At 62.9% G+C, this 24,730-nt stretch carries 9 protein-coding genes and 1 pseudogene; 1 reads left to right on the top strand and 9 read right to left on the bottom strand.

What is annotated here, in order from left to right:
* Window positions 1–2 precede the first annotated feature (2 nt).
* From bcsB to VXM67_RS03010, 9 genes are all read right to left on the bottom strand, one after another.
* Window positions 3–2,285, bottom strand: coding sequence for a cellulose biosynthesis cyclic di-GMP-binding regulatory protein BcsB (bcsB, locus tag VXM67_RS03050; protein ID WP_081669736.1), 2,283 nt, complete (start codon window positions 2,283–2,285; stop codon window positions 3–5).
* Window positions 2,282–4,891: a UDP-forming cellulose synthase catalytic subunit gene (bcsA, locus tag VXM67_RS03045; RefSeq protein WP_023378082.1), complete on the bottom strand. Its 2,610-nt coding sequence runs from the start codon at window positions 4,889–4,891 to the stop codon at window positions 2,282–2,284. The genes bcsB and bcsA overlap by 4 nt, the downstream gene beginning before the upstream one ends.
* Window positions 4,888–5,604: a cellulose biosynthesis protein BcsQ gene (gene bcsQ / locus VXM67_RS03040; protein WP_027907874.1), complete on the bottom strand. Its 717-nt coding sequence runs from the start codon at window positions 5,602–5,604 to the stop codon at window positions 4,888–4,890. The genes bcsA and bcsQ overlap by 4 nt, the downstream gene beginning before the upstream one ends.
* The gene (gene bcsR, locus VXM67_RS03035; RefSeq protein ID WP_027907873.1) at window positions 5,601–5,825 is read right to left on the bottom strand and encodes a cellulose biosynthesis protein BcsR; all 225 of its coding nucleotides are present in this window, start codon (window positions 5,823–5,825) and stop codon (window positions 5,601–5,603) included. The genes bcsQ and bcsR overlap by 4 nt, the downstream gene beginning before the upstream one ends.
* Entirely contained in the window at window positions 5,822–7,441 is a 1,620-nt protein-coding gene (bcsG, locus tag VXM67_RS03030; RefSeq protein WP_023378079.1) for a cellulose biosynthesis protein BcsG, read from the bottom strand. Before bcsG ends, bcsR begins: the two co-directional genes overlap by 4 nt.
* Window positions 7,434–7,619: a cellulose biosynthesis protein BcsF gene (bcsF, locus tag VXM67_RS03025; protein WP_023378078.1), complete on the bottom strand. Its 186-nt coding sequence runs from the start codon at window positions 7,617–7,619 to the stop codon at window positions 7,434–7,436. The genes bcsG and bcsF overlap by 8 nt, the downstream gene beginning before the upstream one ends.
* Window positions 7,616–9,106 carry a BcsE family c-di-GMP-binding protein gene (locus VXM67_RS03020; protein ID WP_027907871.1) on the bottom strand — a complete coding sequence of 497 codons (1,491 nt, stop codon included), beginning with the start codon at window positions 9,104–9,106 and terminating at the stop codon, window positions 7,616–7,618. Before VXM67_RS03020 ends, bcsF begins: the two co-directional genes overlap by 4 nt.
* Before the next feature lie 301 nt (window positions 9,107–9,407).
* Entirely contained in the window at window positions 9,408–10,784 is a 1,377-nt protein-coding gene (locus VXM67_RS03015) for an HlyD family type I secretion periplasmic adaptor subunit (RefSeq protein ID WP_023378076.1), read from the bottom strand.
* On the bottom strand, window positions 10,774–12,930 hold the full coding sequence (locus tag VXM67_RS03010; RefSeq protein ID WP_023378075.1) for a type I secretion system permease/ATPase: 2,157 nt from the start codon (window positions 12,928–12,930) through the stop codon (window positions 10,774–10,776). The genes VXM67_RS03015 and VXM67_RS03010 overlap by 11 nt, the downstream gene beginning before the upstream one ends.
* A gap of 512 nt (window positions 12,931–13,442) precedes the next feature.
* Between VXM67_RS03010 and VXM67_RS03005 the strand changes: the two are divergent.
* A pseudogene (locus VXM67_RS03005) lies at window positions 13,443–24,689 on the top strand (retention module-containing protein); the annotation flags it as partial.
* Window positions 24,690–24,730 lie beyond the last annotated feature (41 nt).

Genomic DNA, 24,730 nt, shown 5'->3' with positions numbered 1-24,730 from the left:
GTTCAGTCAGCCTCACCCAGGCGACGACGCCCGGCCCAACGCAGCGCACGCCACAGAAGGAAGGCGAACAACAGCACGCTGACGGTAGCGATCACTGCGATCAGCATCGGGTAGTCGGACAGGTGGAACCACAGCAACAGCCACCATGGCAGCTCACCGACGAAGTAATGCTCACCGACGAACTGGCTGCTGACGCCGCTGGTGCGCACCAACGCGACAGAACCGGCCACGGCTTCCAGCTTGCCGGAGTCCGCCAGCACGTCGCGCAACAAGGCGTAATCGGCGTCGGAACGGGCCAGCAGCGCCACGACACTGCGTTGCTCATGGAACGGCGACTTCAAACCGGTGATTGCAGCGAGCGGCGCCTGCGCGCTGACTTCGACGCGGCTATTGGGCACAACCGGCGCGTTATCGAAGCGCTGGCTGCCCGGTACATCCAGGGTACGCCCCTGCACCATCCAGTCTCGCTGGGCATTGAGCAACAGCCCGAGGTTGGGGACGTCGTGCAGGCTCTCGGGCAGTGTGCCGATGAGCAGCAGGTCGGCGTCGGCATCCGCGACGTTTCTCCAGTTGTCACTCAGGCGGACGTTCAGCGCGGGGTAACCGATCTGCCCAGCCAGGCTGCCGACGACGTCGAGCAAGGTACCGACCTGCATCGGTGTGGGCGTGCTCGGTACGACGATCACGGTTTCGGAAAGGTCGGCCATGCGGCTGTAAGGGAAACCGCTGCGGGCGAAGGCGCGCAGGTCTGGCATGGCCATGTAGTGGTGGTAACCGGACAGGTCGATGGTCGAGTTCTCATCGATCGCCGCTCGCACATCAACGGGCAGTGAGGTCTGGCAATGGTCACGCTGGGCGCTGCCCAGGGTGCTGGCGAAGCTGAAATCGAAGCGCAAGCGGTTACGCGCACCGATTTTCAGGGCGGGCACCAACGATTGCTCGGTCAATGCAGTACTGTCGGTGGACAGCACGCTCAAGCGCATTTCTTCGAGCGTACTGCTGCGACGATCGTTACCCACCAACGGCATGCTGGTGATGTACTGGTCGTTGACGCTGATGCTCAGGCGCGACTCGTCGGTAACGGCCGGCGGTGTGTAGCGGTACAGGGTCTGCAACGGAATACCCTGGTTGCGCCAGACGAACAGGTCCGGTGGCAGGTTCACGTCAAGGGTAATCGGCCGTGGCTGTAAGCCGCTGACCTGCAACTGTTCCGGATAATCGAGCAGCTCGGAGAAACGCACCGGCCGGTCGGTGCGCGTCCAGTTCGGCGCGTCGTATGGCTTGCGCGGCTCAAGGGCGGCCATCTGCTCGACCTTGACCCGAGACCCGCGGAACAATTCGGTGCCCACCGCCAGCGCCGAGGCGGCCTTGACCAAGTCGTCGTCGTTGCGCCCAAGCACTAGCAGCAGTTTGCTCCAGCGATCGGTCGGATGGTCGATCAGTTGCACCACTGGACCATCTACCGGCGGAAATTTCTCCAGGTCGGCGAGGAACGCCGGGCGCCGTTCGTTACTGGCGAACACGATGGCCGGCTTGGGCTTGTCGCCGCTGGCAGGCAGGCTGTCGAACGATACCGGGAAGGTCGCCTTGCGCCAGCCGGCCTTGCTGCCGAAGTATGACGACAGGATCGCTGCCGCTCGCTGCTCACCCAGCGTCGGCGAATCGGCGAACACCACCGGAAGCTCGACCTTGCTAGTGTCGCGCGCGTCGAAGAACGGCAGCGGGAAGTAAGCGAGGTCGTTTTCCACAGCCAGCGCCTGCTCGCGCAGCTGCACCTGGCTCTTGCGGTTGAGGTTCAACCACAGGCCGCTGTGTGCCGGGTCTTCACAGATGTCGGTGTAATGCCCGACGAACTCCAGGCGAACGCGGTTGAAGTCGGTCACCAGCTTCGGGTCCAAAGGCAGTTGACGCCGCACACGCTGGCCGAGCTGATCCTTCTCTACCGGAACCACGCCCATCAACTCGTCGTTGAGGTAGACGCGCAGGTGGGAAAGGTTCGGCAACAGCGCTGGCGAAGGGGTGTAGTCCAGTTGCAGGACCGCCTCGGTGGCCAGCCGATCCCGACGCACGCCGAACTCGATGTTTTCGCTGTTGCGCACACCCAGCAACAGGCTGTCGGAGGCTTGGCCGAGTTGCTCGAACGTCTTGATCACCGGCCAGTTGGGGACCGTTGGCTCGGCCGGCATAACGAGAGGGGCTACGGAGGCGACAGCTGCGTTCTGGAACAGGGAGGCGAGCAGCGCCAGCGCCAGGCCCCAAGTGCGCGCGGGGTAACGAGTCATCATGCGTCTCGGTCAACAAGATTCGTGGATGGAAGGGGTTGTGGTGTGCGTGGCATGTAGCTGGCCAGCCAACGCGCCAGTTCACGCACTGGTTGCAGACGCTCGCTGAGCCAGCCCGGGGCGTGTTCGACCAGCCGTAGGTAGCCTATGCCACCCAGCTTGAGCACCTCGCCGAGGCTGCGCAGCGGGCGATCGACTTCATGCTTGTCCTGCCAGCCCAGCCAGGCGTCGGCACGGGCAAAGGTGCAGTGCACCAGGTCGATACGTTGTTGCAGGCTCAGGCCGTCGAAGGTCAGGCCCAGGTGACGGCCGACGATTCGGGTGACCCGGGCATTGAACGCAAACTCGCGCTGGCCCCGGGTCAACAGCAAGCGTACACGCGCTCCTGGGGCTGGCGTCACACCGTCGCCCAGTTGCAGGCCGATGCCGCCATCGGAGTAGTCGACCAATGTGCAGGGGAAGCCGTGGCCACTTTCGAGCAGCAGCGCAGCCGGCAAGTGCATCTGTACACGGTGGGCCCGACGTACCTGACGCACTTCGGCAGCCACCGCGCAGGCGGCGCCGAGAATCAGCAGGTTGTAGATCACCCACAGCGAACTGACGATCACGGTGCCGATTTCCGCAGCAGGGCCTGTGATCAAGCGCCAGACGGCGAACCCGAGACCAACGACATTGAGCGCCGCCAGGACCAAGTACGGTTGGGCAATGCGCCAGTCGAACTGCTCCTGCTCCATCAACCCGCCCTTGGCCGTGACATTGAACTTGCCCTTCTTCGGCGCAAACAATGCAACGGTGGTGGGGCGTGCGATGTACCAGGCCAGCACCGTCTCGTAGACCTCGCCCCAGAAGGTCTGACGATATTTACCCTGCATGCGCGAGTTGGTGAGGCTGGCATGAATCATGTGCGGCAGCACGTAGAGCAGGATCATCACGGCAGGCGCATAGATGATGTAGGCATGCAGCAGCAGAAACGCCAAGGGCGCCGTGAGGAAGATCAACCGAGGCAGGCCCGCAAGGAAGTGCAGCATGGCGTTGGCGTAGCACACCCTCTGGAACAGGCTCAAGCCACGGCCGAACAATGGGTTGTCGGTACGGAATATCTGCACCATGCCACGCGCCCAGCGAATGCGCTGGCCGATGTGCGCCGACAGGCTTTCGGTGGCAAGCCCGGCGGCCTGGGGAATGCTCAGGTAGGCCGAGGTCCAGCCCTGGCGGTGCATGCGCAAGGCCGTATGGGCATCTTCGGTGACCGTTTCGACGGCGAAACCACCAATGCTTTCCAGCGCGGTGCGGCGCAGGACGGCACAGGAGCCGCAGAAGAAGGCGGCGTTCCACATGTCGTTGCCGTCCTGGATCAGCCCATAGAACAACTCGCCTTCGTTTGGCCGCCGGCGGAAAGAGCCCAGGTTGCGCTCGAATGGATCGGGCGAGAAGAAGTGATGCGGTGTCTGTACCAGCGCCAGCTTGGGATCCTTGAGGAACCAGCCAACGGTCATCTGCAGGAAGGAGCGCACCGGCACATGGTCGCAGTCGAAAATGGCAATCAGCTCGCTCTCGGTCACACCAAGGGCATGGTTGAGGTTGCCAGCTTTCGCGTGCTTGTTGTCGGGGCGCACGATGTAGCCCACACCCACTTCGTCGGCGAAGGCACGGAACGCGTCGCGCCGGCCATCGTCGAGGATATAGATGCGCAGGCGATCACGTGGCCAGTCCAGGCCGAGTGCGGCGAGCACGGTGGTGCGTACCACCGACAGATCCTCGTTGTAAGTGGGGATCATCAGGTCGACGGTGGGCCAGTGTCCGGGGTTCTGCGGAAGGCTTGCGGGTTTGCGCTGCAGCGGCCAGCACGTCTGGATATAACCCAGGATCAAGACGAACCACGAGTAGGTCTCCGCTGCCAGCAGAATCACACCGCAGACCAGGTCGAGCGTGTCGTTCCAGTTCAGTGTCGAGGTGTAACGCCACCACAGGTAGCGGCACGAGATGATCGTCGACAACACGATGAGCATTAGCGTCGGGAATCGGCCTGGCATGTAGCGCACCAGCATGGCGATGCCCCACAGCAGGAAAATGAACACCAACTGCGCCATATACCCGAAGGGCTCCGTCACGCACAGCAGGGCCAGCGCCACGGCGCACAGGGTAAGAACGGTATAGAACAGGCGCCTGCCGAAAACGCTCAAGCGGCGCAAGCGCTGGGCCGCATCGTGCTGCAAGGCACTGTCTCGAAAGCGCGCGGGGACCTGCATCATGGTTTCGGCCAATCGGGCGCGGTAACGGCGTATACCCTGCCACACGCTACGCAGGCGACTCGCCACGGCGGTCAAACCACGCGCCAATCGGCCTGGATTGCGAGGTGAGGGTACGCGTCTGAGCAGTAACCACAGGCACTGGATCAACAGGCGCAGCGGGTCGCCCAACGTGGGCCGTTTGCCGACGAACTGCGGAAACAGTCGCTGACGCTCAGCCAGCAACGCTTGCCAGGCAGGCGACTCAAGGCGCAGGAACAGATATGCCAGCCATACGCCCAGGGTGAACAGCAGTGCGACGGGGCGATGAGCGCCCCGAGCGGTGAAGTAGTCGTAGGCCGAAAGAGGCGTCAGATTCACGCTTGCCGCCTCGCCAGGCAACGCACCGCCAGGCTCTGCACATCACGGGATGCCAGGCTCTGCGGTGCATAGTGGCCCACCGGCGCCTTGCAGGCGAAGGCTTCGACGAAAGCTTCGTCCCGGTGCACCAACTGCATCGGCAAACGGTTGCGGAACAGGTCACGCCAAACCATCAATACATCGCTCTGCAGGCTGCTCGCGGGGTCGAAGCGATTGACCATGAGCAGGTCGTAGCGCTCGACCTGCTGGCGACCGAGCAGGACGTGGCTTGCCATCTCGGCCTCGGCCACCAAGATTCGCATGTCCGTCTCGAAACCACGGGTGGTCTCGGCACTGACAGGATGGGGAAGGTCGAACAACAGCCAGTCGAAATGCTTGCTCAGCACGGCCTGTCGCAGACGCCAACGCTCAGCCGTGTCGTAACCCTCGAGGCCCCTGAGCTGGCTGTGGCCAACGTCGCCAAAGGGGATCAGGCACAGTCTATCGAGCACTTCGTACAGAGGCTCTTCGACGGGCCGCCCTTGCAGTTCGGCAAGTGCCCAACCGTCTTGCTGGTCCAGTGGCAGGTTGAAATGCAGGCCCAGCAGATTATCCGGGCTCAGATCGACCAACAGCACGCGCTCGCCCAATTCGCGCAGGGCATAACCCAGCGCTGCAAGCACAGCACTGCGGCCGAGGCCACCACGCAAACCGTGCATCGCCAGGCTGATCATGGCACGACTGCCTCAGGCTGCACTGTACGATCGCGATCATGCCGGGCCTGCTCCTGGCGAGCCCGGCAGCTTTCACCCAGCAATGGCCAGCGCTGCAATGCCTGCTGCACACCCACCATCATGGAGATGTCCTGGTAACTCAGGGTAGACATGTCCAGAAACTGACGAAGCTGAGCGATGTCGTCACTGCGATCGGATGGGTCAGCTTTACCAGCCATCACGGGCTCTCCTTGGGAATGGGCTGCCAATCCGGCTGGCCTTGCAAGCGCATGTAGGTATGGCCCTGGAAGTTCAGGACCTGGGCACCGGAGGTTTCCGAAACAAGCTCGGTGGTCGGCAGGTCTGTCAGCAAGCTTGGCAAGTCCAGGGTTTGGCCAGCCCCGAGGCCTGCGTACACGCGCGACACCAGCTCGGACAAGGCCAGGAAGCTGGTCGGCGAACTGACCTTGAGCGGCTCGCTACGAGCAGGCTGGCCCATGCCGATGAACTTGAGGCCGACCGGTACGTGGGTGATCGATGGCGTTGGAATCTCACGCATACCGGACAACTGCATGCGGTCGCCGTGCAAGGCGGCGCCGTGTTCCGGGACGATGGCCACCACCACCCGACGGCCGCTGCCTTCGAGCTCATCGAAGAACTTGCCAAGGTCCGAGAACAGGCGATTGGCCCGCGTGGCATAGTCAGCCGGGCGTGTACCGCCGTCGGCCGTCACCATGCGGTTGCCGTCATGCAGGCTGATGGTGTTGTAGAACAGCGAGACATGCTGCTCTCCCGAGGCCTTGCGCTTGCCCCACCATCCGCTCAGGACATCCAGGTCGCCAGCGATCGGCGAGCCGTCGAAGCTGACCAGCGCCCTTGGAAAATCGCCGGTGCTGAAACCAGGTTGGGGCATGTGCTGGCTAGTGATGTCGCCAATGAAATTGTCGAAACGGCCGCTGTGGTTGAGCAAGGTCTGGCTCTGGAAGCCCAGCCTGGAGAGGTTCTGGAACAACAGACACTGGTCGGGAGCCGGCTGGTACAGGCCGGCATGGGACGACTGCCCGCAACTGGCCCTGAGCACACGAATGGCGGCGGGGCCGCTGTAGGAAGTGGCCGAGTTGAATTGATCGAAGATCACGTCCATCCGGGAGAACAACGGGTTGTCATGCAGGCCGACGGCCGAGAGGTCGTCCCACGCCAACGAGCAGACGTTGATCACCAGTAAGTCGAACGGCTGCTCATCCTCTTTCACAGCGGGGAATGAGGTCACCCGCTGGCGCTCGCTGGCAAAGAAGCGGTCGAGCCAGGCATTGAGGGTCGCATTGTCAGCCACCGCCGCCGTGGGCGCACTGGCAGCCGCCGTGGTGGTTCGCGCAAGGGTCGGTGAGCTGCTCACGACGTTCAGCGATGGCAGGCCGCCGACGGCCAGCCACGCGAGCCCGACCAGGCTCAGGGTGCTCAGGCGCAACCAGTGGCGCAGGAACAGGTAGCCCACCAACAGCAATACCAGTGCACCGATCAGGTTCCAATTGATGAACCTTGCCATCAGCTCCAGCAGGTAGCTCCAGGAAAAGTCGAGTACCCCCGGTTGCTCCAGCAGACGGCGGAACGGCGGCAGCCAAGTGTCGTGATAAAACAACGCTGCACCCAGCGGGATCGCGACGACCTGCCGACCGATTCGCAGCCACTTTCCCGGCAACGGTACCAACAGCAGTGCCGCGAACAGCAGGTTCGGCAATGCCTGGAAGTCGAGCATGCCAAGCGCGACCAACAGGAACTTGGCCAGGAAATACAGGTTCCAGGCACCCAGGCCGCGCCAGCCTGCGGGTACCGATGCGGTGAGTGTCGAACTAGTCATGTTCAGGATCCTGGCGCACGACTCGGCGGCGCACACCGACCGGTCGCAAGTGGCGGGGGCGCAAATGACGGCGCAGCCAGCCCAGCGCCAGGGTGCGAACACGCATCACGAACAGAACCAGCAGCAGGGTCATCAGTGCGCTGAGGCCAATGACCTGCAGCAATTGCGCAAAATTCATACTGCCCCCCACTGACGCAGGGCGATCTGACGAGGCGCCAGGGCCGCCCTTTTCTGCGCCGATGGCAAGGCGACCGATTCGGCCAGCGGAGGCTTCGGCATGGTTTCGTCGAGAAATGCCGGGGTGGCCAGGTTGTCCAGACCCACCAACACATCCTGACTGATGAAGAGCTCTTTCCAGGACAGCTGGAAGATATGATCCAGCGCCTGTTCAACACCTTCCGAGCGGCATGCGAACAGGAACAGGAACAGCACATCGCCCACGACACAGGCTATGTCGCCATCGCGGCGGAACACCGTGCGCGAACACGCCTGCAAGGGACTCAAGCCGGGCGCTGGGCGCAGCACCAACAACTGGTGGACGATTTCACCATTGCGCACGCCATGCCACATCTGTTGCACCGCCTCGGCGAAGGTACGGGGCGCAACCAAACCACACACGGGGAGCGGGCGGAGGCGCGCAAGCAAGGCATCGAAATCGGTTGGCAAGCTGCGGCGCCAGACATAGCCCTGGATGCTGTCGACCATGGTGAGGAAGCGCGAAAGGCTGGCACCGAACGGCACGATCTGCGTGGCGCCACAGGCCAGCAGCAACTGTTCGTCCTGATAGCGCAGTGTGGGGGCCATCTCGCGCACGACCAGTTTCAGGGCATTACCGCGCAACTGGCGCAGGGTATGCAGCTGACGGGCCAGGACATCGAGACGCTGCCCAGCGTCCATGGCGAAGATCACGGTGGCCGAGATGGCGCGACTGGCTTTGGCGCCAAGCTCGCTGATACTGTCGAACACTTCCCAATGCTCGGAGAACGCGGGCGCACCTTCCAGCACCTCGCGCTGGGCCAGGCAGAGTATTTCATCGCCGCCGGTATCAGGCAGCGATTGCAGGGTACCGGCAACCGCGAAGCCCCCTTCCTGGCGCGCCAGCTCGACGTCCTGCGTACCCGTCACGCCGAGCATGTTGCTCCAGAAATGCTGCAGGTACCGCACGCCGCCTTTGCCACGGTAAACCTGTGCCAGCCCGTCGATAGCCTGGTTGAACGCGCGAAGCCGTTCCACCAGCCAGACGCTTTGCCCCGTGCTGACGACCAGCAGCAATGCGCCATCCTTGAGGGCAGCCTGGCGTAGCGCATGGCACCAGCGCTCGACCTTGCTACCCTCCCACACGTCGGTGGGTACCAGGGCCAGGATAACGCGTCCGGGGATATCGATACGGGGCAGGTCATCGAGCAGGCGCAAGGTAGCCTGGCCTTCGGCCTCGTACAGTGCCAGCTCCGCTGGACCGCGAGCCGCATCCAGCCCATCCAGTACCTCACGCACACCACGCCCGTCACCGATCAGAGCCGCCCGACCCTGATCGGACATGCCCTCGATGACTTGCCGGCATAGTGTGGTGGCGTCTTCTGCGGTGTCACAGGCCAACCAATACAGGCCTTGCTCATGAAACTGACTATGCTCGGCACCTAATCCGGGAATAGCCAACAACGGAATGCTTTTCGTCAAAACTCTGACTCTGAATTCTAGATGAAGCTATTTCGAGGGTTAGAGCCGCACACGAGCAACTGCGGCTTAATGACGAAAAGGAGGCGTCAAAAAAACGACATATGCGAAGGCAGGCTTGGTTTAGGACGTCAATTCTACAGCACTTCGGAAAAGTAGTGTCAACATGATATGTAACGACGCGGGCGCACACGTTTGCCGAACGATTTGTGTGACCAAGGTCAAATTTCGCCGGTAATTCCAGATCTCGCCAGCCGCCCGCAAACGCATTCCGCCGACGCTTGCACAGCGCCTAACGCTCCCGCAGCGCCTCGGTCTGCGCCTTGATGATCGGCTTGAGCAGGTAACTCATGATGGTTTTCTTGCCGGTCTTGATATCGACCGTGGCTACCATGCCAGGGATGATCAGCAGCGGATTATCGTCGCTGCCGAGGTGACTGCGCTCGGTGCGCAGACGAATGGGATAGTAAGTGGTCTTCTTGTCCTCATCGAGGATGGTATCGGCGCCTATTTGTTCGAGCTTGGCTTCCAGGCCGCCATAGATGGTGAAGTCATAGGCCGTGAACTTGACCATGGCTTCCTGGCCCGGGTGCAGGAAGGCGATGTCCTTGGGCAGGATCTTGGCCTCGATGACCAGGGAGTCGTCCAGCGGCACCACTTCCATGATGTCGCTGCCCGGCTGGATCACGCCGCCGATCGTATTGACCAGCAACTGCTTGACGATGCCACGCACCGGCGAGGTGACCACGGTGCGGTTGACTCGATCGTCGAGCGCCTTGGTGGTAGCGGTGGCTTTGTTCAGTTCGGTCCGGGCTTCATTGAGTTGGGTCAGGGCATCACTGCGGAACTTGCCGCGCGTTTCCTCGATCTTGCTCTGGATCTCCTTCACCGCCGCCTCGGCGCGGGGAATGGCAAGGGCCGTAGCATCGACCTCGCCGCGGGTTTCTACCTCGGAACGACGCAGGCGCAGGATCTCGACCTGGGAGATCGCGCCTTTGGCCACCAGTGGCTCGGACATGCTGATTTCCTGACGCAGCAGCTGCAGGCTTCTGGCGTACTGGTCGTGCTTGGACTGGAACTCGCGCAGCTCTTGCTGGCGCTGCACCAACTGTTGCTGCAAGCCCCCCACCTCATCGCTTAGCTGCTGACGTCGGCTCTGGTACAGCGACTCTTCGCTCGCGGCCTGGCTGGGCGCTGCGTCGCGCAGTTTCTGGTCGATGTTCAGAGGCGTGCCTTCAACCTCGGCGCTCAGGCGTTCGACACGCAGGGCCATGGCCACGCGATCGGCCTCGGTTTCGCCCTTGTTCGACGCGAAGCGGGTTTCGTCCAGGCGTAACAGTGGCTCGCCCACTTCGACGATCTCCCCTTCCTTGGCGAAGATTTCGGCGACGATACCTCCTTCGAGGTTCTGGATTTTCTGCACCCTGGACGACGGAATCGCCTTGCCCTCGCCCCGCGTCACTTCGTCGATGGGCGCGAAGCTGGCCCAGACGATGAGGAAAATGAAGAAGGTGATCACCCCCCAGATGGTCATGCGCACCACCCGCGGGGCATCTTCGATCAGCGCCTTGTTGACCTCGGGCAGCGGCTGCCCACGGAGCGAATCCGAGCCTTTGAAGTAACGCCGCAGGTGGTCCTTGAGGTGACCGATATCGAGCCTAAGCGACACTGATCTGCCCCTTCTTCAGCGCATCCATGACGGCGGTTTTCGGACCGTCTGCAACCACTTGGCCACGGTCGATGACCACCAGCCGGTCGACCAGCGACAGCAGCGAAGCGCGGTGGGTCACCAGCACCACAGTCTTGGTTTCGATGACCGCCTGCAGGCGCTGCTTGAGGCGCTCTTCGCCGGTGTTGTCCATGGACGCGGTCGGTTCGTCGAGCAACAGGATCTGCGGGTTGAGCAGCAGTGCCCGGCCCAGGGCGACGTTCTGGCGCTGGCCGCCGGAAAGGTTCTGCCCGCGCTCGCCAACCTGCAGCTCGTAGCCATCGGGGTGCAGGCGGGCGAACTCATGCACGCCGGACAGCTCGGCGGCCTGCAGGATCATCTCGTCTTCGATGTAGCGGGCACCACTGACCAGGTTATCGCGAAGGGTGCCGGCCAGCAGTTGGATATCCTGGGGCACGTAGCCGATGTTGTGGCGCAGTTCGCTGACGTCGATCTGGCGAATGTCCACCCCGTCGACCAACAGCGAACCGTTGGAAGCTTCGTACAGGCCGACGATGAGTTTGGCCAGCGAGCTCTTGCCCGAGCCGCTGCGTCCGATGATGCCCACCTTCTCCCCTGGGCGAATGGTAAGGCTGACGTTCTTCAGTGCCTGGTTCTGCTGGTTGGGGTAGGTGAAATCAACACCACGGAACTCGATGGCGCCTTGCAGCACCTGGCGCCTGAGCGGACGCTCTTCGAAATTGCGCTCCTGAGGCAGCTCCATCATCTGGTCGGTGGCAGCCATGGTCACCTTCGCCTGCTGGTAGCGCGCCAGCAGCCCGTTAAGCTGGCCCAGCGGTCCGAGCGCACGGCCGCTGAGCATATAGCAGGCTACCAGGCCACCCATGCTGAGGCTGCCGTCGATGATGAGGTAGACGCCGACGCAGATCATCGCGACCCCGGCCAGTTGCTGGATCAACAGGGTGATGTTCATGGCCAGACCCGACAGCACCTTGACCCGTAGCTCCAGGCGGCTGAGGGTGCCGAGGGTCTGCTCCCACATGTACTGACGTTCGCTTTCGGCGTTGTTGACCTTGACCGCGTCAAGGCCCGCCAAGGTCTCGATCAGGCTCGACTGACGCTCGGAGGCCAGTGCCATGGTCTTTTCCATGGTTGCCATCAAGGGCTTCTGCAAGGCGTAGCCGATGCCCAGGGCCAACGGGAAGGCCAGGACGGGAATCCATACCAGGTGCCCCCCGATGATCGCGATCACCATGAGGATGATCAGGGTGAACGGCAGGTCGATCAGGCTGGTGAGCGTCAACGAGGCCAGGAAGTCGCGCAGCCCTTGGAATTCGTGGATGTTCTGCGCGTAACTGCCGACCCGCGCCGGGCGATACTTCATCGCCATGCCGACGATGCGCTCGAACAGCGTCGCCGAAATGATCAGGTCGGTCTTCTTGCCAGCCAGGTCCAGGCACAGGCTGCGCAATCCCTTGAGGATAAGGTCGAAGACATAGGCCCCGGTGATGCCCACCGCCAATACCCAGAGGGTGGAGGTGGCCTGGTTGGGTACGACTCGGTCGTACACGTTCATCACGAACAGTGGTGCGGCCAAAGCGATCAGGTTAATGACCAGGCTGGCGGCGATGGCGTCGATGTAAAGCCATTTGCTGCGCAGCAGCGTATCGCGGAACCAGGAGCGGGCTCGTGGGATGAGGTTGCCGTGGTTGACATCGAACTTGTGCTGCGGCTGGGCGAAGAACACACGGCCACTGTAATCACTAAGCAATGCTTCGCGGCTGACCAGGACCTCGCCACCGTCGCTCTCGCTGAGCAGCAGGCGTGCCGTGTCGGCGTTTTCCCAGCCCAGCAGAACAGCGGCGCGGCCCTCCTTGAGCAACAATATGGCGGGCATGGCGATACTGGGAATCTGCTCCAACCTGCGCTGCAGCAAGCGCCCCTGCAACCCGGCGCGGGCTGCGGCACGGGGTAGCAACTCGGGGGACAGGCGCTGGGCAGGCAGTGGCAATCCGGTGGTCAGCATCACCCGACTGGCGGGCTTTTGATGCAACACACACAAGGTCAGCAGACAGTCCAGCAGGGGATCGTCGTGCTGACTACGCGGATCGTGACTGAGTTGGACTCGACCGACTTCGGATTCCACGTGGCGCTCTCTTCCTTGGTGGTTGAGGGTAACAATCCGTCAACCATGGCCCGATGTTCTTTCAGGTGACGCCTTGGCAACCCAAAGGTTCATGCGTGCATTGAGTATTTCGTACAGGCGCATGTTGCCAGGCAACACTACTTCAAAGACTAACGCCTGGCGCCATGGGCGCAAGCCAAAAGTTACATATAAATCGCCCACACAGCGCTATGACAAAAGGTATCGCCGCCCTTGAGATACAGCGCACCAACCCGGGTGCGGGTCAGGAAGTCGTTACTAAATGATCACCAAGCCCAAGAGCTCACATTCCAACTAATACAAAAGTAAGAGTTGGCAACAAGCGAATTAACGATATGACATTAGATTGCCCAAGTCCTGCGATGAGACTGGGGAGTCAATAGTTCGCCACGTTCCGCCGTTTGAACGGGAAAGACTTCGACACATTGATAATTAAACACTAACTGCATTTCGCCGCACCTTCGACATCGGCTGATTTCACCCATCGGTCGGTCATGGAAGACACGCATCGGGATTATCGGGAGAGCCCTATGAGCACTGTGGTTGCCATCGTCAAAAGCATAGTTGGCCAAGTCATCGCGGTATCCCCAGAAGGCATCCGACGCCTGCTGATCGAAGGTGACCGCCTGTATGCGGGTGAGCAAGTGCTGACCGGGCCGGGTGGCGCCGTCACCTTGCAGCTGGCCGATGGTCGCTACGTGGACTTGGGGCGTGACAGCCAATGGAGCGCCGAAACGCCAGACAGCAGCACCGATTTGAGCCAGGCAACGGCGCAGGCAGCACCCTCGGTCGAACAGTTGCAGCAGGCGATCCAGGCTGGTGTCGACCCGACCACTGCGTTGGAGGCAACCGCTGCCGGGCCAAGCGCCGCGGGCGGTAGCGGCGCTCTCGGTGGCGGACACAGCTTCGTGCTGCTGGAGGCAACTGCGGGCGCAGTCGCACCCACCGTGGGTTATACCACCGGCCCCTTGGACTTCAGCGACGCGCTGAGCCTCGAGCAGTTCGCAGGGTTACAGGCTTCGAATACGACGACGCCTTCCGATCCAGTTGTTGCGGGCACGGCCGTAGTCTTGAGCGCCACTCCTTCGATCAGCGAGGCTGGGGGTTCGATCGTCTATGTCGCCACTGTCGGCCAGGCACCGCTCAGCGACCTCACAGTGACCCTGTCCAATGGCGCGGTCATCGTCATTGCCGCCGGGCAAACCAGCGGCTCGGTGAGCGTAGCGGTTCCTGCCAACGATACGGTTTATGTCGATGACCACGCGGTGTCGGCGAGCATCAGCGGGACCCGCGGAGGTGGCCAGCCGGTCAGCATCGATGGCACCCCCGCCACCACGCGCGTGGTCGATACGGTGGACACCACCACCGCGACCCTCACTGCCAGCCCGGCGGTCACCGAGGGAGGGACTGTCACTTATACCGCAACCTTGAGCAACCCCGCGCAGACGGCCGTGACACTGACGCTGTCCAACGGCCAAGTCATCACTATCGGGGCTGGACAGACCAGTGGCAGCGTAACGCTGCAGACCGCCAACGATGTGTACAAGGGCGGCACGACGCTCAGTGCCAGCCTCACCTCGGCGAGCGGAGGCAACTTCGAACACCTGGAGGTCAATCCGGCCCCTGCCCTGACAGTCGTCAACGACTCGACCGACGACAGCACGGTTACTCTTACTGCGACACCATCGGTGAGCGAGCACGGCACCATCGTCTACACGGCGAGTCTTTCGGCGCCTGTGACGGGTAGTCCGGTGGTGGTCACGCTCGCCAACGGGCAAGCCATCACTGTCCCGGTTGGCCAAAGCAGCGGCACGATCAGCGTGCCGGTGGGCAACGATGTGTATCAATCGCAGGGGCAAGTCACCAACAGCATCACTGGCGTGAGCGGCGGTAGCTACGAGAACCTCGTCGCCAATCCAACGCCAGTGAGCACCACGGTCACCGATGTGCAGGACACGACCACGGTTACCCTAAGCGCAACCCCAAACGTTGCCGAAGGTGGCCAGATCATCTACACCGCGACCCTCAGCAACCCCGGCCAGTCCGCGGTCACCGTCACCCTGAGCAATGGCGTTAGCATCGTCATCGCGGCCAACCAGACCTCAGGCAGTGTCAGCGTGCCGGCGCCGAGCGATGATCGCTATATCGATGCCGGGGTCGTCAGTTCGCGCATCACCAGCGCCACGGGCGGCGACTTCGAGAACCTCACCATCAACGGCACACCTGCGGTGACGACCGTTACTGATACCCGGGATACATCGACAGTGACCCTGACCGCCACCCCATTTGTGGCCGAAAGCGGCACGATCGTCTACACCGCCACGGTCGATGCGCCAGTGACGGGCTCACCGGTCGTGGTGACTCTCGCCAACGGCCAGACCATCACCATCCCGGTCGGGCAAAGCTCCGGCACGGCCACCGGCGCCGTGAGCAACGACGTCTACCAAGGGCAGGCACCGGTCAGCAACAGCATCACCGGGGTGAGCGGGGGTAACTACGAGAACCTGGTCGCCAATCCGACGCCGGTGAGCACCACCGTCACCGATGTTCAAGACACCACCACGGTCACCCTGACCGCCACGCCATCGGTGGCCGAGGGTGGCACGATCATCTACACCGCGAGCGTTGGCGCACCGGTCACCGGCAGCCCGGTCGTGATCACCCTGGCCAACGGCCAGACCATCACCATCCCAGTCGGCCAAAGCTCCGGCACGGCCACCGGTGCTGTGAGCAACGACGTCTACCAAGGGCACGCACCAGTCACCAACAGCATCACCAGCGTTTCCGGGGGCAATTACGAGAATCTGGTCGCCAATCCGACGCCGGTGAGCACCACCGTCACCGATGTTCAAGACACCACCACGGTCACCCTGACCGCCACGCCATCGGTGGCCGAGGGTGGCACGATTATTTACACCGCCTCTGTAGGTGCACCCGTCACCGGTACTCCAGTGGTGGTCACCCTGGCCAACGGCCAGACCATCACCATCCCAGTCGGTCAAAGCTCCGGCACGGCCACCGGTGCTGTGAGCAACGACGTCTACCAAGGGCACGCTCCCGTCAGCAACAGTATCACCGGGGTGAGCGGGGGTAACTACGAGAACCTGGTTGCCGATCCGGCACCGGTCAGCACCACCTTGACCGATGTTCAGGACACCACCACGGTCACGCTAACCGCCACGCCGAGCGTCGCCGAAGGCGGGACCATCATTTACACGGCGAGTGTAGGAGCACCGGTCACCGGCAGCCCGGTTGTGGTCACCCTGGCCAACGGCCAAACCATCACCATTCCAGTCGGCCAAAGCTCCGGCACCGCCACCGGTGCCACGACCAACGACGTTTACCAAGGCCATGCACCGGTCAGCAATAGCATCACCGGGGTGAGCGGGGGTAATTACGAGAATTTGGTCGCCAATCCGGCACCGGTGAGCACCACCGTCACCGATGTTCAAGACACCACCACGGTCACGCTGACCGCCACACCTTCGGTGGCCGAGGGTGGAACCATCATCTACACCGCGAGCATTGGCGCACCGGTCACCGGCAGCCCGGTCGTGATCACCCTGGCCAACGGCCAAACCATCACCATTCCAGTCGGCCAAAGCTCCGGTACTGCCACCGGCGCCGTGAGCAACGACGTCTACCAAGGGCAGGCACCGGTCAGCAACAGCATCACCGGGGTGAGCGGGGGTAGTTACGAGAATTTGGTCGCCAATCCGGCACCGGTGAGCACCACCGTCACCGATGTTCAAGACACCACCACGGTCACGCTGACCGCCACACCTTCGGTGGCCGAGGGTGGAACCATCATCTACACCGCGAGCATTGGCGCACCGGTCACCGGCAGCCCGGTCGTGATCACCCTGGCCAACGGCCAAACCATCACCATTCCAGTCGGGCAAAGCTCCGGTACTGCCACCGGCGCCGTGAGCAACGACGTCTACCAAGGGCAGGCACCGGTCACCAACAGCATCACCGGGGTGAGTGGCGGTAACTACGAGAACCTGGTCGCCAATCCGGCACCGGTCAGCACCACCGTCACCGATGTTCAGGACACCACCACGGTCACGCTAACCGCCACTCCGAGCGTCGCCGAAGGCGGGACCATCATTTACACCGCCAGCGTCGGCGCCCCCGTCACCGGTAGTCCAGTGGTGGTGACCTTAGCCAATGGTCAGACCATCACCATCCCGGTCGGTCAAAGCTCCGGCACCGCCACCGGTGCTGTGAGCAACGACGTCTACCAAGGGCACGCACCAGTCACCAACAGCATCACCAGCGTTTCCGGTGGCGATTACGAGAATCTGGTCGCCGATCCGGCACCGGTGAGCACCACCGTCACCGATGTCCAGGACACCACCACCGTCACCCTGACCGCCACCCCTTCGGTGGCCGAGGGTGGAACCATCATCTACACCGCGAGCATTGGCGCCCCCGTCACCGGCAGCCCGGTTGTGGTGACCCTGGCCAACGGCCAGACCATCACCATCCCGGTCGGCCAAAGCTCCGGCACCGCCACCGGTGCCGTGACCAACGACGTCTACCAAGGGCACGCGCCAGTCACCAACAGCATCACCAGCGTTTCCGGGGGCAATTACGAGAATTTGGTCGCCAATCCGACGTCGGTCAGCACCACCGTCACCGATGTTCAGGACACCACCAACGTCACCCTGACCGCCACCCCTTCGGTGGCCGAGGGTGGCACGATTATTTACACCGCCTCTGTAGGTGCACCCGTCACCGGTAGCCCAGTGGTGGTCACCCTGGCCAACGGCCAAACCATCACCATTCCAGTCGGCCAAAGCTCCGGTACTGCCACCGGCGCCGTGAGCAACGACGTCTACCAAGGGCAGGCACCGGTCACCAACAGCATCACCGGGGTGAGTGGCGGTAACTACGAGAACCTGGTCGCCAATCCGGCACCGGTCAGCACCACCGTCACCGATGTGCAGGACACCACCACCGTCACCCTGACCGCCACGCCATCGGTGGCCGAGGGTGGCACGATTATTTACACCGCCTCTGTAGGTGCACCCGTCACCGGTAGTCCAGTGGTGGTCACCCTGGCCAACGGCCAAACCATCACCATTCCAGTCGGCCAAAGCTCCGGTACTGCCACCGGCGCCGTGAGCAACGACGTCTACCAAGGGCATGCGCCAGTCACCAACAGCATCACCAACGTTTCCGGGGGCGATTACGAGAATCTGGTCGCCAATCCGGCACCGGTCAGCACCACCGTCACCGATGTTCAGGACACCACCACGGTCACGCTAACCGCCACGCCGAGCGTCGCCGAAGGCGGGACCATCGTCTACACCGCGAGTGTGGGGGCTCCCGTCACCGGTAGCCCGGTTGTGGTCACCCTGGCCAACGGCCAGACCATCACCATCCCAGTCGGTCAAAGCTCCGGCACGGCCACCGGCGCTGTGAGCAACGACGTGTACCAAGGGCAAGCGCCAGTCACTAACAGCATCACCAACGTTTCCGGTGGCGATTACGAGAATCTGGTGGCCAATCCGACGCCGGTCAGCACCACCGTCACCGATGTTCAGGACACCACCACCGTCACGCTAACCGCCACGCCGAGCGTCGCCGAAGGCGGGACCATCGTCTACACCGCGAGTGTGGGGGCTCCCGTCACCGGTAGCCCGGTTGTGGTCACCCTGGCCAACGGCCAGACCATCACCATCCCAGTCGGTCAAAGCTCCGGCACGGCCACCGGCGCTGTGAGCAACGACGTGTACCAAGGGCAAGCGCCAGTCACTAACAGCATCACCAACGTTTCCGGTGGCGATTACGAGAATCTGGTGGCCAATCCGACGCCGGTCAGCACCACCGTCACCGATGTTCAGGACACCACCACCGTCACCCTGACCGCCACCCCTTCGGTGGCCGAGGGTGGAACCATCATCTACACCGCGAGCATTGGCGCCCCCGTCACCGGCAGCCCGGTTGTGGTGACCCTGGCCAACGGCCAGACCATCACCATCCCGGTCGGCCAAAGCTCCGGCACCGCCACCGGTGCCGTGACCAACGACGTCTACCAAGGGCACGCGCCAGTCACCAACAGCATCACCAGCGTTTCCGGGGGCAATTACGAGAATTTGGTCGCCAATCCGACGTCGGTCAGCACCACCGTCACCGATGTTCAGGACACCACCAACGTCACCCTGACCGCCACCCCTTCGGTGGCCGAGGGTGGCACGATTATTTACACCGCCTCTGTAGGTGCACCCGTCACCGGTAGCCCAGTGGTGGTCACCCTGGCCAACGGCCAAACCATCACCATTCCAGTCGGTCAAAGCTCCGGCACGGCCACCGGCGCTGTGAGCAACGACGTGTACCAAGGGCAAGCGCCAGTCACTAACAGCATCACCAACGTTTCCGGTGGCGATTACGAGAATCTGGTGGCCAATCCGACGCCGGTCAGCACCACCGTCACCGATGTTCAGGACACCACCACCGTCACCCTGACCGCCACGCCGAGCGTCGCCGAAGGCGGGACCATCGTCTACACCGCGAGTGTGGGGGCTCCCGTCACCGGCAGCCCGGTTGTGGTCACCCTGGCCAACGGCCAGACCATCACCATTCCAGTCGGTCAAAGCTCCGGCACGGCCACCGGCGCTGTGAGCAACGACGTCTACCAAGGGCAAGCGCCAGTCACCAACAGCATCACCAACGTTTCCGGTGGCGATTACGAGAATCTGGTCGCCAATCCGGCACCGGTCAGCACCACCGTCACCGATGTTCAAGACACCACCACGGTCACCCTGACCGCCACGCCGAGCGTCGCCGAAGGCGGGACCATCGTCTACACCGCGAGCATTGGCGCACCGGTCACCGGCAGCCCGGTTGTGGTCACTCTGGCCAACGGCCAGACCATCACCATTCCAGTCGGTCAAAGCTCCGGCACCGCCACCGGTGCTGTGACCAATGACGTGTACCAAGGCCATGCACCGGTCACCAACAGCATCACCAGCGTTTCCGGTGGCGATTACGAGAATCTAGTCGCCGATCCGGCGCCGGTCAGCACCTCCGTCACCGATGTGCAGGACTCCACCACCGTCACCCTGACCGCCACCCCTTCGGTGGCCGAGGGTGGAACCATCATCTACACCGCGAGCATTGGCGCCCCCGTCACCAGTAGTCCAGTGGTGGTGACCTTAGCCAACGGCCAGACCATCACCATTCCAGTCGGTCAAAGCTCCGGCACCGCCACCGGTGCTGTGACCAACGACGTGTACCAAGGCCATGCACCGGTCACCAACAGCATCACCAGCGTTTCCGGTGGCGATTACGAGAATCTAGTCGCCGATCCGGCACCGGTGAGCACCACCGTCACCGATGTCCAGGACACCACCACGGTCACGCTAACCGCCACGCCGAGCGTCGCCGAAGGCGGGACCATCGTCTACACCGCGAGTGTGGGGGCTCCCGTCACCGGTAGCCCGGTCGTGATCACCCTGGCCAACGGCCAGACCATCACCATCCCAGTCGGCCAAAGCTCCGGTACTGCCACCGGCGCCGTGAGCAACGACGTCTACCAAGGGCACGCTCCCGTCAGCAACAGTATCACCGGGGTGAGCGGGGGTAATTACGAGAACTTGGTTGCCAATCCGGCACCGGTCAGCACCACCGTCACCGATGTTCAGGACTCCACCACCGTCACCCTGACCGCCACGCCGAGCGTCGCCGAAGGCGGGACCATCGTCTACACCGCGAGCATTGGCGCACCGGTCACCGGCAGCCCGGTTGTGGTCACTCTGGCCAACGGCCAGACCATCACCATTCCAGTCGGTCAAAGCTCCGGCACCGCCACCGGTGCTGTGACCAACGACGTCTACCAAGGGCACGCACCAGTCACCAACAGCATCACCAGCGTTTCCGGGGGCAGTTACGAGAACCTGGTCGCCAATCCGACGCCGGTCAGCACCACCGTCACCGATGTTCAGGACACCACCACCGTCACCCTGACCGCCACCCCTTCGGTGGCCGAGGGTGGCACGATCATCTACACCGCGAGCGTTGGCGCACCGGTCACCGGCAGCCCGGTCGTGATCACCCTGGCCAACGGCCAGACCATCACCATTCCAGTCGGCCAAAGCTCCGGCACCGCCACCGGTGCCGTTAGCAACGATGTGTACCAAGGCCACGCGCCAGTCACCAACAGCATCACCAACGTTTCCGGTGGCGATTACGAGAACCTGGTCGCCAATCCGACGCCGGTGAGCACCACCGTCACCGATGTTCAAGACACCACCACGGTCACGCTGACCGCCACGCCATCGGTGGCCGAGGGTGGCACGATTATTTACACCGCCTCTGTAGGTGCACCCGCCACCAGTAGTCCAGTGGTGGTCACCCTGGCCAACGGCCAAACCATCACCATTCCAGTCGGCCAAAGCTCCGGCACCGCCACCGGTGCCGTGACCAACGACGTCTACCAAGGGCACGCGCCAGTCAGCAATAGCATCACGGGGGTGAGCGGCGGTAACTACGAGAATCTGGTCGCCGATCCGGCACCGGTGAGCACCACAGTCACCGATGTCCAGGACACCACCACCGTCACCCTGACCGCCACCCCTTCGGTGGCCGAGGGTGGCACGATTATTTACACCGCCAGCGTCGGCGCACCGGTCACTGGCAGCCCGGTCGTGGTGACCCTGGCCAACGGCCAGACCATCACCATCCCGGTCGGCCAAAGCTCCGGCACCGCCACCGGTGCCGTGACCAACGACGTCTACCAAGGACACGCGCCAGTCAGCAATAGCATCACGGGGGTGAGCGGCGGTAACTACGAGAACCTGGTCGCCAATCCGACGCCGGTGAGCACCACCGTCACCGATGTTCAAGACACCACAACGGTCATGCTGACCGCCACACCTTCGGTGGCCGAGGGTGGAACCATCATCTACACCGCGAGCATTGGCGCACCGGTCACCGGCAGCCCGGTTGTGGTGACCCTGGCCAACGGCCAGACCATCACCATCCCGGTCGGCCAAAGCTCCGGCACCGCCACCGGTGCCGTGACCAACGACGTGTACCAAGGGCACGCTCCCGTCAGCAATAGCATCACGGGGGTGAGCGGCGGTAACTACGAGAATCTGGTCGCCGATCCGGCACCGGTGAGCACCACCGTCACCGATGTTCAAGACACCACAACGGTCATGCTGACCGCCACACCTTCGGTGGCCGAGGGTGGAACCATCATCTACACCGCGAGCATTGGCGCACCGGTCACCGGCAGCCCGGTTGTGGTCACCCTGGCCAACGGCCAGACCATCACCATCCCAGTCGGTCAAAGCTCCGGCACGGCCACCGGTGCTGTGACCAACGACGTGTACCAAGGACACGCTCCCGTCAGCAATAGCATCACGGGGGTGAGCGGCGGTAACTACGAGAACCTGGTCGCCGATCCGGCACCGGTGAGCACCACAGTCACCGATGTCCAGGACACCACCACGGTCACGCTAACCGCCACGCCGAGCGTCGCCGAAGGCGGGACCATCGTCTACACCGCGAGTGTGGGGGCTCCCGTCACCGGTAGCCCGGTTGTGGTCACCCTGGCCAACGGCCAGACCATCACCATCCCAGTCGGTCAAAGCTCCGGCACGGCCACCGGTGCTGTGACCAACGACGTGTACCAAGGACACGCTCCCGTCAGCAATAGCATCACGGGGGTGAGCGGGGGTAATTACGAGAACCTCGTCGCCAATCCGGCACCGGTCAGCACCACCGTGACCGATGTCCAGGACACCACCACCGTCACCCTGACCGCCACGCCATCGGTGGCCGAGGGTGGCACGATTATTTACACCGCCTCTGTAGGTGCACCCGTCACCGGTAGTCCAGTGGTGGTCACCCTGGCCAACGGCCAAACCATCACCATTCCAGTCGGCCAAAGCTCAGGCACCGCCACCGGTGCCGTGACCAACGACGTCTACCAAGGGCAGGCACCAGTCACCAACAGCATCACCGGGGTGAGTGGCGGTAACTACGAGAACCTGGTCGCCAATCCGGCACCGGTCAGCACCACCGTCACCGATGTGCAGGACACCACCACCGTCACCCTGACCGCCACGCCATCGGTGGCCGAGGGTGGCACGATTATTTACACCGCCTCTGTAGGTGCACCCGTCACCGGTAGTCCAGTGGTGGTGACCTTAGCCAATGGTCAGACCATCACCATCCCAGTCGGCCAAAGCTCCGGTACCGCCACCGGTGCCGTGACCAACGACGTCTACCAAGGGCACGCGCCAGTCACCAACAGCATCAGCAACGTATCCGGTGGCGATTACGAGAATTTGGTCGCCAATCCGGCACCGGTCAGCACCACCGTCACCGATGTTCAGGACACCACCACGGTCACGCTAACCGCCACGCCGAGCGTCGCCGAAGGCGGGACCATCGTCTACACCGCTAGTGTGGGGGCTCCCGTCACCGGCAGCCCGGTTGTGGTCACTCTGGCCAACGGCCAGACCATCACCATTCCAGTCGGTCAAAGCTCCGGCACCGCCACCGGTGCCGTAACCAACGACGTCTACCAAGGGCACGCTCCCATCAGCAATAGCATCACGGGGGTGAGCGGGGGTAATTACGAGAACTTGGTTGCCAATCCGGCACCGGTCAGCACCACCGTCACCGATGTGCAGGACACCACCACCGTCACCCTGACCACCACGCCATCGGTGGCCGAGGGTGGCACGATTATTTACACCGCCTCTGTAGGTGCCCCCGTCACCGGTAGTCCAGTGGTGGTCACCCTGGCCAACGGCCAAACCATCACCATTCCAGTCGGCCAAAGCTCCGGTACTGCCACCGGCGCCGTGAGCAACGACGTCTACCAAGGGCACGCGCCAGTCATCAACAGCATCACCAACGTTTCCGGGGGCAATTACGAGAATTTGGTCGCCAATCCGGCACCGGTCAGCACCACCGTCACCGATGTTCAGGACACCACCACCGTCACGCTAACCGCCACACCGAGCGTCGTCGAAGGCGGGACCATCGTCTACACCGCCAGCGTGGGGGCTCCCGTCACCGGTAGTCCAGTGATGGTGACCCTGGCCAACGGCCAAACCATCACCATTCCAGTCGGCCAAAGCTCCGGCACCGCCACCGGTGCCGTGACCAACGACGTCTACCAAGGGCACGCGCCAGTCACCAACGGCATCACCGGGGTGAGCGGGGGTAATTACGAGAACTTGGTTGCCAATCCGGCACCGGTCAGCACCTCCGTGACCGATGTTCAGGACACCACCACCGTCACCCTGACCGCCACGCCGAGCGTCGCCGAAGGCGGGACGATCATCTACACCGCCACGCTCAATGCGCCAGTGTCAGGTTCGCCGGTCCTGGTCACCTTGGCCAACGGCCAGACCATTACCATTCCGGTCGGGCAAAGCTCCGGTACTGCCACAGGCGCCGTGAGCAACGACGTCTACCAAGGGCAGGCACCGGTCACCAACAGCATCACCGGGGTGAGTGGCGGTAACTACGAGAACCTGGTCGCCAATCCGACGCCGGTGAGCACCACCGTCACCGATGTTCAAGACACCACCACGGTCACGCTGACCGCCACGCCATCGGTGGCCGAGGGTGGCACGATTATTTACACCGCCTCTGTAGGTGCACCCGTCACCGGTAGTCCAGTGGTGGTCACCCTGGCCAACGGTCAAACCATCACCATTCCAGTCGGCCAAAGCTCCGGCACCGCCACCGGTGCCGTGACCAACGACGTCTACCAAGGGCACGCGCCAGTCACCAACAGCATCACCGGGGT

Source organism: Pseudomonas sp. Rh2 (genome assembly GCF_040762985.1).
Lineage (GTDB): Bacteria > Pseudomonadota > Gammaproteobacteria > Pseudomonadales > Pseudomonadaceae > Aquipseudomonas > Aquipseudomonas taiwanensis.
Note: the sequence above shows the minus strand (reverse complement) of the source record. Positions and strands in the feature narration are given on the sequence as shown.